Annotated in this window: 10 protein-coding genes and 1 rRNA gene; 6 read left to right on the top strand and 5 right to left on the bottom strand. The window is 69.9% G+C overall.

Annotated elements, in window-relative coordinates; translation table 11 throughout:
* Nucleotides 1-52 precede the first annotated feature (52 nt).
* Genes E3T48_RS08975 through mtrA form a run of 3 tightly spaced genes read right to left on the bottom strand, consistent with a single transcriptional unit; the run spans nt 53 to nt 4,069 of the window.
* Nucleotides 53-1,735 carry an LpqB family beta-propeller domain-containing protein gene (locus E3T48_RS08975; RefSeq protein ID WP_134523726.1) on the bottom strand — a complete coding sequence of 561 codons (1,683 nt, stop codon included), beginning with the start codon at nt 1,733-1,735 and terminating at the stop codon, nt 53-55.
* Nucleotides 1,728-3,383, bottom strand: a complete 1,656-nt coding sequence (gene mtrB / locus E3T48_RS08970; protein WP_241986745.1) for an MtrAB system histidine kinase MtrB — start codon at nt 3,381-3,383, stop codon at nt 1,728-1,730. The genes E3T48_RS08975 and mtrB overlap by 8 nt, the downstream gene beginning before the upstream one ends.
* A 5-nt stretch (nt 3,384-3,388) precedes the next feature.
* Complete coding sequence (mtrA, locus tag E3T48_RS08965) at nt 3,389-4,069, bottom strand: MtrAB system response regulator MtrA (protein WP_134523725.1); 681 nt, start codon at nt 4,067-4,069, stop codon at nt 3,389-3,391.
* Between the two features lie 135 nt (nt 4,070-4,204).
* Between mtrA and E3T48_RS08960 the strand changes: the two genes are divergently transcribed.
* From E3T48_RS08960 to E3T48_RS08940, 5 genes are read left to right on the top strand one after another with little or no spacing between them, the layout of a single operon-like run.
* Nucleotides 4,205-5,362: a glycerophosphoryl diester phosphodiesterase membrane domain-containing protein gene (locus E3T48_RS08960; protein ID WP_134523724.1), complete on the top strand. Its 1,158-nt coding sequence runs from the start codon at nt 4,205-4,207 to the stop codon at nt 5,360-5,362.
* Complete coding sequence (locus E3T48_RS08955; protein ID WP_134523723.1) at nt 5,359-6,039, top strand: DUF4129 domain-containing protein; 681 nt, start codon at nt 5,359-5,361, stop codon at nt 6,037-6,039. The genes E3T48_RS08960 and E3T48_RS08955 overlap by 4 nt, the downstream gene beginning before the upstream one ends.
* Nucleotides 6,040-6,047: 8 nt before the next feature.
* On the top strand, nt 6,048-7,313 hold the full coding sequence (locus E3T48_RS08950; RefSeq protein ID WP_134523722.1) for a DUF4350 domain-containing protein: 1,266 nt from the start codon (nt 6,048-6,050) through the stop codon (nt 7,311-7,313).
* On the top strand, nt 7,310-8,281 hold the full coding sequence (locus E3T48_RS08945) for an AAA family ATPase (protein ID WP_134523721.1): 972 nt from the start codon (nt 7,310-7,312) through the stop codon (nt 8,279-8,281). Before E3T48_RS08950 ends, E3T48_RS08945 begins: the two co-directional genes overlap by 4 nt.
* 1 nt (nt 8,282) lies before the next feature.
* Nucleotides 8,283-9,590: a DUF58 domain-containing protein gene (locus E3T48_RS08940; RefSeq protein ID WP_134523720.1), complete on the top strand. Its 1,308-nt coding sequence runs from the start codon at nt 8,283-8,285 to the stop codon at nt 9,588-9,590.
* A 123-nt stretch (nt 9,591-9,713) separates the two neighbouring features.
* On the opposite strand, the gene E3T48_RS08935 is transcribed toward E3T48_RS08940, so the two are convergent.
* Entirely contained in the window at nt 9,714-10,709 is a 996-nt protein-coding gene (locus tag E3T48_RS08935) for a stage II sporulation protein M (protein ID WP_134523719.1), read from the bottom strand.
* A gap of 17 nt (nt 10,710-10,726) precedes the next feature.
* Here E3T48_RS08935 and E3T48_RS08930 point away from each other — a divergent pair, with 17 nt between their 5' ends.
* On the top strand, nt 10,727-11,581 hold the full coding sequence (locus E3T48_RS08930; protein WP_134523718.1) for an RDD family protein: 855 nt from the start codon (nt 10,727-10,729) through the stop codon (nt 11,579-11,581).
* 466 nt (nt 11,582-12,047) lie between these two features.
* Here E3T48_RS08930 and rrf read toward each other — a convergent pair.
* A 5S ribosomal RNA gene (gene rrf, locus E3T48_RS08925) occupies nt 12,048-12,164 on the bottom strand.
* Nucleotides 12,165-12,332: the final 168 nt, after the last annotated feature.

The following is a 12,332-nucleotide window of genomic DNA, read 5'->3' as shown; positions in this document are numbered from 1 at the left end:
GCGCCGCTCACGCACCCGGTGGAGGAACACGCGCGGCGGCGCCGGGGAGGGACTAGCCGCCGATCCCCTGTTGGGTGGCCAGGAGCGTGACCGCGTCGACGCGCTGCTGCCAGCCGACGCCACGTTGCACCAGGAGTGCGCCGGTCGAGGAGAGGGCGCGGAGGTCGCGCAGGTTGTTGCTGCCGACGATGGCGACGCTGTCCGGCGCGGACTCGAGGATCGAACTGACACCCCCGATTTGCTGGGCGACGATCCGCTCGGCACCGCCGGGGACCACGGTCAGGTAGGCCACCGTGAGGTCATCGATCCAGGTGGCGTCGACAGGATCCCCGACCTCGGAGGCCAACTGTACCTCGTCGCCGAGGGCGACGGGCAGGTTCTTTTCCCGCTTGATCGACACGACGACGAACCGGGTCTCCGTCCCCGCCCGCAGCAGCGCGATCAACCTGGTGCCGTCGCGTGAGACCCGGAGGGACTGGATCGCCGAGGCTTCCGGCCACGGCGTCGGCACCGCGGTCGCGTCCCCGGCCGGGCTGTAGACGAAGAGTTCTCCCGGGCGCTGCGCCGGCACCGACCAGACATACCCGTGGTTGTCGACCGCGGGCGCGATCAGGCTCTGCCGGGGATCGAGCAGCTTCGGGTCGTCGCCCACCCGCACCCCGTAGACGCCTGTGGCGGTCAGTGCGGCGGCGACCGTCTGGCCGGGCGAGAGCGTGACGGCGCTCGGAGAGAGGGCGACGATGCGGTCGGAGAGACCGGGGATCGGCGTTGTCGTCTTCCCCGTCGCCGCGAGGAAGCCGAACTCGCCGTCGCGGAGCACCAGCGCCCTGGCGTCCACCCGGGGGTTCACTGCCGGAGCGTTCGCACCCAGGTCGCCGATGTCCTGGGAGTTCTGGTTGATCGTGATGGTCACGGTCAACCCGGCGGGGAGGCTGCTGCTCAGCTGGGCACGCATCCGTTGCAACGTGACCCGGTCGGCGTTCAGGGCTTCGCTGTTCAGGTCGACCTTGGCATCCCTGGCGACGACCTGCACCGCGTCAGCGGTGAGCTTGGTCCCGCCGGGGAACGCGGTCACCACCGAGCCTGCCAGCCAGGGGCTGGGGCCGGCGAGCATCCCGTTGACGATCTTGGTCAGCGTGGCCGCGCCACGCGGGAACCAGCGCAGGTCGGGCACCAGAAAGTTGAAGTCGGGGTCGAAGAAGTAGAGCGCCTGGGCGCTGAACACGTCCCGGAAGGTGGACTGGTCGATCACCGTGCCGTTGGGTGCCGCGGCGATCCGCCATTGGCCGCCGACCTGCACGAACTGGTAACGCAGCGGCACCGCCGCCGAGGATTCGACCTCGTGGTACTCGCCGATCTCGTTGACCTCGGCGACCGGGTTGACCGAGAACACCATCGTGCGCTCGTCGGCGGCCACGATGCTCCGGCCTCCGCCGTCGTCGACGGTCACGCCGGACTCCGGGCTCCAGGAGCCGCTGTAACTCGGGGCCAGGAACTCCCGCGCGATCTCGTAATCGTTTTCGGGGCTGGTCGCCGCGTCGATGAAGCCGCGGAGGATGCCCTCCTGGCTGGCGTCCTTCTGGGGCCGGGACGGCAGGAACACCGGGGCGGGGGTGTCCCCGGGTTGTGCCGCCTGCCCTGCCCGGACGCTGCCGTCCCTCGGGATGCCGGAGCACCCCGTCAGGCACAGCGCCAGCGCGAGCATCCCGGCCAGGGCGCCGAACGGTCTACGCATGGTGTCCTCCCGTGACGATGCGGGCGGCGCCCGTGTCCCGCGTGTCGATCCCGGCGTCGTCCGGCGGCAGGGGGCTCGGCGAGGCGGTCAGGGCGCCGTGTGCCGTGCGCGGCAGGGTCAGCCGGAAGCAGGAACCCTTGCCGGGGCTCGACCAGACCTGCAGCCAGCCGCCGTGCACCGCGGCATCCTCGAGCGCGATCGAGAGGCCGAGGCCGGTGCCGCCGATGGTGCGTTTGCGGGAGGGGTCGGCCCGCCAGAACCGGTCGAAGACGTGGCCGATGTCGGTCTGGCTCATGCCCAGGCCGTAGTCCCTGACCGACAGGGCGACGGCGGTCGCGTTGCTGTCGACCGAGACGACGATGGGTTTGCCTTCCCCATGCTCGATGGCATTGCCGATCAGGTTGTGCATGATCCGGCGGATGCGACGCGGGTCGACTTCCGCGTCCAGGTGCCCGCCGGGAGCCACGAGGTCCAGTTGCGTCCCCTTGGACTCGGCGAGGGAACGCAGCCCGTCGATGGCATCCTCGGCCAGGTGGACCAGGTTCGTCGGCTCCGTCTCCAGGTCCACGGACCCGGCATCGTATTTGCTGATCTCGAGGAGGTCGCTGAGCAGCAGCTCGAAGCGTTCGACCTGGGTGTGCAGGAGTTCGGCGGTGCGCCCGGTGGCCGGGGGGAACGTGGCGCGCTGGTCGTACAGGAGGTCCCCGGCCAGCCGGATGGTGGTGAGCGGGGTGCGGAGCTCGTGTGAAACGTCCGAGACGAAACGCTGCTGCACCTCGGACAGGTCCGCTAGCTCCTTGATCTGGCTCTGCAGGCTGTCCGCCATCCCATTGAACGATTTCGCCAGGGTGGCGATGACGTCCGCGCCTTTCTCAGGGATGCGCACGCCGAGGTCGCCGGACGCCAGCCGCTGGCTCGTCTCCGCGGCGACCCGGATCGGCGTGACCACGAACCGCACCACGATCCAGGTCACGGCTCCGATCAACAGGATCAGGATGAGGCCGGCGAACAGGAGTGTGCGCTGCACGAAGAACAGGGTGGCCTCGGCTTCGCCGAGGTTGTACCCGATGTACAACTCGTAGCGTCCGGCGACCGGGACGGTGAGCTGGGAACCGACGACGATTCCGGGCACCTCACCCCCGTCGTCGGTGGCCAGTGTCACGGACTGCCAGAACTGCTTTCCCGGCTCACCCTGCACCGAGCCGCGGAGCTCGTCCGAGATGACCGACGTCGATTCCCCGAAGGTCGAGAAGTCCTGCGGCGCCGCCGTCGACGGGTCCTGGCCCGGAACCCGGAAGACGGCGATGATCCGGCTCGACGACGCGGCCGAGATGGAGCTGCGGGCGGAGCCGAGCAGGCTCTGCACCTGCACCCGGTCGGAGGCGTCGGAGGCGTCAAGGATGCCCTGGGCTGCCGCCGTTGCCCGGTTCGAGTCCAGTTCGACCTGGCCCAGCCTGGACTGGAACAGGTCGTTGCCGACGCTGACCGACACATAGACGCCGACGAGGGCGATGGCGAAACCGGACAACGCCACGGTGATCGTCACGGTGCGGAATTGCAGCGAAGATCGCCACAGCCGGGTGATCCTGGCCGGCCAGGACCGCCAATCCCGCCAGTCGATGCGGGCGAATCCGGTGCGGACGGCCACGGGAACTAGCCGGCCGAGCCGGCCCGGTAGCCGACTCCGCGCACGGTCATGACGATGCGCGGGTTGTCCGGATCGTCCTCGACCTTCGCGCGCAGGCGCTGCACATGCACATTGACGAGCCGGGTGTCGGCCTTGTAGTGGTAGCCCCAGACCTGTTCGAGCAACATCTCCCTGGTGAAAACCTGTTGCGGCTTCGACGCGAGGGCGAGCAGGAGATCGAACTCGAGCGGGGTGAGGTTGATCTGCCGCTCGCCGCGACGCACCTCGTGGCCGGCGGCATCCACGACGAGGTCGCCGATCTGCAGACTGGCGGGGGCGTCGTTGGAGACGGGGCGCAGGCGCGTCCTGATCCGCGCGACGAGCTCCTTCGGGTTGAACGGTTTGACCATGTAGTCGTCCGCCCCGGATTCGAGGCCCTTGACGACGTCGGTGGTGTCCGTTCTCGCCGTCAGCATGATGATCGGCGTCCCGGACTCGGCACGGATGAGGCTGCACACCTCAATGCCGTCGAGGCCGGGCAGCATGAGGTCGAGCAGGATGAGGTCGGGTTTGGCCTGGCGGAACGCCTCCAACGCCAGCGCTCCGTCCGCGCAGAAGAATGGTTCGAACCCTTCGCCGTGCAAGACGATGCCGATCATTTCTGCCAGCGCGGTGTCGTCATCGACGACCAGAATGAGTGCGTTCATACGTCCGTTTTCAGCTCAGTCACCCTGGAATTCCCCCCGGTGAGTAGTGCAATCCTTGGGTCAAGAGTAGTCGAGTGTGCGGTGTGATGTCCGAACCTCCCTGTTCACGTGCCGGGGTGTGCCAGCATTGGTCTCGTGACGGACCCGCAGAACTGGCAGTCCCCGACGAATGACGGGCAGAATCGGCCGCGCTACGGCGAGCAGGTGCCGCCGCCCGCGCGGCCCGGCGGGGACCGGCAGCCCGGCTGGGGTGCCCCTTCCGGCTGGGCTCCACCGCCACGCCCCGGGCTGATTCCCCTGCGCCCGCTCGGCTTCGGCACCCTGCTGTGGGCCCCGTACCAGGTGCTCCGCCGCAACCCGAAAGCCACGTTCGGCAGCGCCCTTCTCATCCAGGCCGTGGTCACGCTGGTGACCCTCGTCGTCGTCGGCTCGGTGACGTATTTCGCCCTCAGCCGGGTGGACAGCGCACCACTCGCCGAGCGCGACGCCGTGCAGGCCGGATCCTGGGTCGGCATCGCCCTGTCCGCGCTGATCCCGATCGCCCTCTCACTCGTCGCCGGCGCCCTGCTGCAGGGCGTCATCGTCCTGGAGGTCGCCCGGGCCACCCTCGGCGACAAGCTCCGACTCGGACAACTCTGGCGGATGGTCGGCCGCCGGCTGTGGCCCCTGGTGCTGTGGACGCTCCTGCTCAGCGCCGTCGCCATCGTCGCGCTCGGCCTCGTCGCAGGGGCCGTCGTGCTCTTCGTGACTCTCGGTGGGGCGTGGGTCGCCCTCGCAGTCATCCTCGGCATCCTCGGCGTCCTGCTGTTCATCGCGGGCGCCGCGTGGCTCGGCACCAGGCTGTCCCTCGTGCCGTGCCTGATCGTGCTGGAGCGACTGGGCATCCGCCGGTCGGTTCGGCGGTCGTGGTCGTTGACCACCGGCTATTTCTGGCGCACCCTCGGGGTGCAGATGCTCGTCGCCGTGATCATCAACGTCGTCAGCCAGGTCGTGGTCACGCCCGTGTCGGTCCTGTTCTCGGTTGCCACATCGCTCGTCGATCCCAACGCCAGCTTCGACGCCTACCTTCCCTCGATCGTCCTGTATGTGCTGGTGCTGTTCGTCAGCCTCGTGCTCGGAGCGGTCGCGACCGTCGTCCAGTCCGCCACCGTCGCGTTGATCTACATCGACCTGCGGATGCGCAAGGAGGGCCTCGACCTCGAACTGGCCCGGTTCGTCGAGTCCGCGCCCGGCAGCGGCGCCACGGACCCGTATCTGGTGGGCGCCGCCCGCACGGAGGCCCCACGGGCATGATCGGCGGGTGGGGGCTCGGAACGAAGGTGCTGACCGGCATCCCGGTCGACCCCGACGCGCCCGAAGCCCGCCGCTGGCTCCGCGAGGAACTGGCGAAGGCGCCGTACCAGGCGGCCCGGCCGACCTGGTTCGACCGGTTGTCCCAGGCGGTCCTCGACTGGTTCGGTTCCCTGGTCGCGCCGTCGGGCGAGGGTCTGGCCGGCTGGGTGCCGTTGATCGTGACCGTCATCGTCGCCGCGGTGCTCACGGCGCTGTTCCTCCTCTTCGGCGTTCCGCGGCTGAACCGGCGCAGCACACTGGCCGCCGACCTCTTCGGAGTCAACGACCGCCGCTCGGCCGCGGCCCTGCGCACGGCCGCCCTGGCGGCCGCCTCGCACCGGGACTGGAACCTGGCCGGGGAGGAAATGTTCCGGGCCCTGGCCCGCGGCCTGTTCGAACGCACCATCCTGATGACGACGCCGGGCACCACCGCCCACGCCTTCGCCGAACGGGCCGCCGAGGCCTTCCCCGGGGACAGAGTGCGCCTGGCCGCCGCCGCCGACGTGTTCGACGGCCTCCGCTACCTGGGGCAGGTGGGCACCGAGGACGGGTTCCTCGCCGTGGCCGCCCTTGAAAGCGACCTCAGACGGGCCACCCCGGTGCGACGGGAAGACCCTGCCCCGGCGGTCCTGCCATGATGACCCGGGTGCCGGGGACGACGACCGGGCCCGCCCCTGCCCAGGCAACGGATGCGACCACCCCGCAGGCGGCGCTGGACGCGGTGTCGGCGACACCGACCCTGCGCGTGGCGTTCCGCCGGTCCGGGTTCTGGGTTGCCGCCGGCGTCGGCGCCCTGCTGGTCGCGATCATCGCCAGCGCCGTCGCCGGCGGCAGAGCGTCCGCCGGGCCGCCCCTGGCCGCGGACAACGCCGCCCAGTCCGGCGCCATGGCCCTGGTCGAGGTGCTGAGGGACCGGGGGGTCACCGTGACCCTGGCCGACACGCTGAAGGAGGCCACGGCCGCCGCGGCCGGATCGGCGGACCCGACGCTGTTCTACTTCGACGCCGAGGGGTACCTGACTCGCGACCAGGTCACGACGATGGCGGGGCTGGCCTCCCGCACCGTCGTCGCGGATCCGGACTTCGACACCCTGCAGGCGCTCGCCCCCGGTGTGGGCTTCGGCGGACTGGCCGCCTCCGGCTCCCCGGGTGCGGGCTGCGACATCCCGGCGGCGGTGCAGGCCGACAGTCTCTCCCCCGGTGGAAAGACCCTCACGATCGCCGTGGGCGCCGCCGGGCTGACCGGATGCTTCCCGACCGGGCAGAACGCCTTCGCCATGGTCGCACGCGGCGACGCGGACCGCACCGTCACCCTCGTGGCCGACACCGCCGTGTTCAGCAACGACACGGTCACCCGCGGCGGGAACGCCGCGCTCGCCCTCAACCTGCTGGGAGCAGGCGGCGACCTGGTCTGGTACCTGCCGACGTTCGCTGACGTCGCCCGCACCGGGCCCCCGTCGCTCGGCGAGCTGACGCCGGGCTGGGTCACCCCGACGCTCGTCCTGCTCGTGCTCGTCGCCCTGGCAGCCGCGGTCTGGCGCGGACGCCGATTCGGACCGCTCGTCGCGGAGAACCTGCCCGTCACCGTGCGCGCCAGTGAAACCATGGAGGGCCGGGCCCGGCTGTACGCCCGCGGCAACGCCCGGCTGCGCGCCCTCGACGCCCTGCGGGTCGGTTCCCTCCAGCGCCTGGCCGAGAAGGCCGGCCTCTCGAGGCTGGCCGGCCTCGACGAGGTGGTCCTCGCCGTGGCAGCGGCCACCGGCCGGCCCCCCGGCGCCGTGCGCTCCACGCTCGTCGACGCCGTGCCGGCGAACGACCGCGATCTCGTCGCCCTCTCAGACCAGATCCAGGATCTCGAGCGGGCCACGGCCCGCGCGACCACCTCACCGCCACCCGGAAGAATGGACCCATGAGCACCCACACCGCTGCCGCCGACACCCTCCGAGATTCACTCGTCCAGGTGCGCACCGAGGTCGGCAAGGCAGTCGTCGGCCAGGACGGCGCGGTGACGGGGTTGATCATCGCCTTGCTGGCCCGGGGACATGTGCTGCTCGAGGGGGTGCCGGGCGTCGCGAAGACGCTGCTGGTGCGTTCACTCAGCCACGCCCTCAGCCTGGAGACCAAGCGGGTGCAATTCACACCCGACCTCATGCCGGGGGACGTGACCGGCTCCCTCGTCTACGACGCCAAGGTCGGCGAGTTCGAGTTCCGCAAGGGACCGGTCTTCACGAACATCCTGCTGGCCGACGAAATCAACCGCACTCCGCCGAAGACGCAGTCTTCACTGCTCGAGGCGATGGAGGAACGCCAGGTCAGCGTCGACGGCGTGTCCCTGGCCCTGCCGGATCCGTTCATCGTCGCCGCCACCATGAACCCGATCGAGTACGAGGGGACCTACACTCTGCCGGAGGCGCAGCTCGACCGGTTCCTGCTCAAGCTCGTGCTCGACATCCCGGAGCGGGACGCGGAGTACGAGGTGCTCCGTCGGCACGCCGACGGTTTCAACCCGCGCGACCTGGCCGGCGCCGGGGTCACCGCCGTGCTCGGCGCGGAGGAACTGCGCGCGGCGCAGGCGGCCGTGGCATCCGTCGGTTCCAGCCCGGATGTGCTCGCGTACATCGTCGACCTGGCCAGGGCGACCAGGCGCAGCCCCTCGGTGAAGCTGGGCGTGAGCCCCCGGGGCAGCACGGCCCTGCTCGCGTCGGCCAAGGGCTGGGCCTGGCTGAGCGGCTATGACTCGATCACCCCCGACCACGTCCAGGCGATGGTGCTGCCGTGCTGGCGGCACCGGATCCAGTTGCGCCCGGAAGCCGAACTCGAGGGCGTTGCCGTGGATGCGATCCTGCGCGCGGTCATGGCGCAGGTCCAGGTGCCGATCTAACGTGAGCGTCACCGGTCGTTTCGTCGCGCTCGTCGCCCTCGGCGTCGTGCCGATCATCGCGTTCGGCCGCACCCCGGGCACGGCCGGCACGGTGCTCGGCCTGTGGCTGCTGCTCGTGCTCGGCGCGGGAACGCTCGACCTCACGCTGGCCGGGTCGCCGCGGAGCCTCTCGCTCACGCGCAGCCTGCCGGCCAGGGTGCGCCTGGGCGAAACGGTCACGAGTGACCTCTACCTGACCAACACCGGGTCGAGGCGCCTGCGGGCGATCGTTCGGGACGGCTGGCAGCCGTCGGCCGGAGCCGGCAACAACCGCACCCCGGTTCTCATCCCGCCGGGAGAACGGCGCCTCGTCTCCCTGCGCCTGGCGCCGTCCCGCCGCGGAGAGCGCCGAGTGAACCAGGTGACGGTGCGGTCGAACGGTCCGCTGGGATTGTGGGCCAGGCAGGCCACCCTCGAATGCCCGGGGCGCCTGAGGGTGCTGCCCCCGTTCAACGCCCGCAAACACCTGCCATCCCGGATCACGCGGCTCAAGGAGCTCGACGGCCGAACCAGCCTCCTGGTGCGCGGGCAGGGCACCGAGTTCGATTCCCTGAGGGAATACGTGCGCGGCGATGACGTCCGCTCCATCGATTGGCGCGCCACCGCCCGGCGGGATGACGTCATGGTGCGCACCTGGCGCCCCGAACGCGACCGGCGGGTCGTGATCCTGATCGACAGCGGACGCACCTCCGCCGCCCGCATCGACGACGAACCGCGACTCGACACCGCGTTCGAGGCCTCGCTCCTGCTCGCCGCCCTCGCATCCCGGGCGGGCGACCACGTCGACTTCATCGCCTACGACCGCAGGGTGCGTGGGAGGGTGCAGGGGGCACAGGGCGCGGAGCTCCTGTCGCGGATGGTCGACGCCATGGCGGTGATCGACTCCGAACTGATCGAGATGGACTGGTCGGCCGTGCCCGGCCAGGTTCGCGCCGTGACCAGCCAGCGGGCGCTGGTCGTGCTGGTCACCTCGATCGACGCCGCCGGCGCCTCCACGGCCCTGCTGTCGATGCTGCCCCAGCTGACCCGGCGGCACACCGTGGTGGTGGCATCCGTGACCGATCCGACCACCCTGCTGGCCAGCTGGCAGCGCGGCAACCGGGAAGAGATCTACCGCGCGGCGGCCGCCGAACGGGCCATGCTCGACGTCGCCCGGGTGTCCGCCGCCATCCGTCTGCAGGGAGCGGATGTCGTCACCGCCTCCCCAGCGGACCTGCCGCCGGCCCTCGCCGACCGGTACATCGCGCTCAAGGCCGCCGGGCTGCTCTGACTGCGCTTCTCGTCCGGTGGTCGCACTCGTCCGGTGGTCGAGCTTGTCGAGACCAGGTCACACGATCTCGACAAGCTCGATCACCGCGCGCTCGATCACCGCGCGACCCGAACGCGGGAACGGTCAGGCCGCATAGATGCGGGTGGCTCCTGCCTCGAACTCGGCCAGGTCGCCCGTCTCGCCTGCCCGCGCGGCGCGGCCGCCGAGAACGAGCATGTAGGCGAGGAAACCGAGGAGCGCAACGGCCCCGATGCCGATCTTCACCGGCCACGGCCAGGGAGCCGGGGTGACGAACCCCTCGATGACGCCGGAGACGAAGAGCACCAGCACGAGCCCGATGGCGACCGTCGACAGGGCGCGGGCGTCCTCGGCCAGCGCCTGTGCCCGGGTGCGCCCCCCTGGTGCGATCCACGACCAGAAGATCCGCAGCCCGCCTGCCGCGGCCACGAAGATGGCGGTCAGTTCGAGCATGCCGTGCGGGGCGATGTAGAGAAGGAACACATCGCCCTTCCCGTAGGCGAACATGACGCCCGCGGCAACGCCGATGTTCTGCGCGTTCTGCAGCACGATGTAGGGCACGTAGACCCCGAGGATCCCGAATGCGATGCACTGCGCGGCGATCCAGGCGTTGTTGGTCCAGACCTGCCCGGCGAAGGATGCCGCCGGGTTCTCCGAGTAGTAGTTGACGAAGTCCTCGTTCGCCAGTTTCTGCAGCTGCGCGTCCGAACCGAAGTTCGCGAGGACCTGCGGGTTCCCGGTCGCCCACACCGCGTAGAGTCCGGCCACGACAGCCGTGACGACCGCGACCGCGAGGGTGAGCCAGCGCAGGCGGTACAGGGCCGCCGGCAGCTGGAGCACGAAGAATCGAGGCAACTGGGACAGCACGTTCGCGCTCGCACCGGTGAACCGCAGACGGGCACGGGACAACGCCACCGACAGACGGTCGCCCGGAAGGGTGGACCCGGCCGTGGTCTTGATGAAGGAAAGCTCGGTGGCTCCCGCCTGGTACCGTTCGATCAGTTCGTCGGACTGCGCGCCGGACAGCCGCCGCTGCGAGCCGAGCTCGGCCAGCCGGTCCCATTCGGCGCGGTGCGCCGCTGAATACGCGTCGAGGTCCATCTGCTCTAATAGTAGACATGGCGGAGCACGGGATTGTGGCCGGTCACGGCGAGTATTCTCGGAACGAGTTCGAACTCGTCACCGGTGAAGCGGTCGCACTCGACGTGCGCCCGGCCAGCGTGATCCTGCGGGCCGCGGGCACGATCATCGATTGGCTCGTCTACCTCCTCTTGTTCGTCGTGATGGCCTTCGTGGTCATCTGGTTGATGGGCGATTCGCTTGATGAGGCACTGGCGAGGGCGCTCGGCGTCTCGGGGCTGGTCTTCTCAATCCTGATCGTGCCGATGACGGTGGAGACGCTCAGCGGGGGCCGCAGCCTCGGCAAGCTGGCGATCGGCGCCCGGATCGTGCGGGACGACGGCGGAGCGATCCAGCTGCGCCATGCGTTCATCCGCGCCTTGGTCGGCGTGATGGAGTTGTATTTCACCTTCGGCGGGCTCGCCGCGATGACAGCCCTTCTCAACGGCAGGTCCAAGCGGCTGGGCGACTTGCTCGCCGGAACCTACAGCCAGCATGAGCGGGTCCCGACAGACAACGCGCCGCTGCGAGGCCTTCCACTCGAGCTCGAGGCGTGGGCTCAGACGGTCGACATCGTGCGGCTCCCTGACCAGCTTTCCCGGCGGATCGGGCAGTTCCTGCGGCACGCGTCCCGGCTGACACCGGTATCCCGGGTGAGGCTGGCCGCCGGCCTTGCCGATGAGGCCTCTGCCTTCGTATCGCCGCTCCCGGCGGTACCGGCGGAGGTCTTCCTCCTGGGGGTTGCGGCAGTGCGCCGCGACCGCGAGTACGCCGCGCTGATGCTGGAGCGCACCCGCCTGGAGCGACTCCACCCCGTGCTCGACAACCTCCCGCACGGTTTCCCGAACCGGTAGTCCGCGAGAGCCCTTCGCGCCGGTGGCCCGGTGGCCCGGTGGCCCGGTGGTCCGGTGGTCGAGCCTGTCGAGACCCCGCCCGGTGGTCGAGCCTGTCGAGACCCCGCCCGGTGATTGAGCCGCCCGCTGGTCGAGCCCGTCCGGTGATTGAGCCTGTCGAAATCAGCGTCCGAGCGGGGGTCTCGACAGGCTCGACCACCGGGGGCGGGGGTCTCGACAGGCTCGACCACCGGGGGCGGGGGTCTCGACAGGCTCGACCACCGGGGTCGGGGGTCTCGACAGGCTCGACCACCGGGGGCGGGGGTTTCGACAGGCTCGACCACCGACAGGCTCGACCACCGACAGGCTCGACCACCGGCGGGCTCGACCACCGACAGGCTCGACCGCGGGGGCCTCGGCCGCCGTTGCGGGCGTTAACGCAGGAAAGCCACCCCGTGGGGTGGCTTTCCTGGTGTTGCTACGTTAAGTCCGGCGGTGTCCTACTCTCCCACAGGGTCCCCCCTGCAGTACCATCGGCGCTGAGAGTCTTAGCTTCCGGGTTCGGAATGTGACCGGGCGTTTCCCTCTCGCTATAGCCGCCGAAACACTTCGTGATGCGTGTTTCGAACCTATATTTTTTAGTTATAGAGCCCTCACCCGTTGTTGAGCCGGTGAGGGCGTTGTTCTCGACCGTACATCGAGAACCACATAGTGGACGCTTGCAGCTTATTCAAACTGGTGTGTTATCAAATTGTTGGCTTATTAGTACCGG

The organism is Cryobacterium fucosi, assembly GCF_004403515.1.
Classification (GTDB): domain Bacteria; phylum Actinomycetota; class Actinomycetes; order Actinomycetales; family Microbacteriaceae; genus Cryobacterium; species Cryobacterium fucosi.
This window is presented reverse-complemented; position numbering and strand designations above follow the sequence as displayed.

What these genes read in the sequence shown, in the direction of transcription:
- E3T48_RS08955 (WP_134523723.1), top strand. Translation starts at nt 5,359, where the DNA reads ATGATCGGCGGGTGGGGGCTCGGAACGAAGGTGCTGACCGGCATCCCG.
- E3T48_RS08975 (WP_134523726.1), bottom strand. Translation starts at nt 1,735, where the DNA reads ATGCGTAGACCGTTCGGCGCCCTGGCCGGGATGCTCGCGCTGGCGCTG.
- E3T48_RS08930 (WP_134523718.1), top strand. Translation starts at nt 10,727, where the DNA reads ATGGCGGAGCACGGGATTGTGGCCGGTCACGGCGAGTATTCTCGGAAC.
- mtrA (WP_134523725.1), bottom strand. Translation starts at nt 4,069, where the DNA reads ATGAACGCACTCATTCTGGTCGTCGATGACGACACCGCGCTGGCAGAA.
- E3T48_RS08935 (WP_134523719.1), bottom strand. Translation starts at nt 10,709, where the DNA reads ATGGACCTCGACGCGTATTCAGCGGCGCACCGCGCCGAATGGGACCGG.
- E3T48_RS08945 (WP_134523721.1), top strand. Translation starts at nt 7,310, where the DNA reads ATGAGCACCCACACCGCTGCCGCCGACACCCTCCGAGATTCACTCGTC.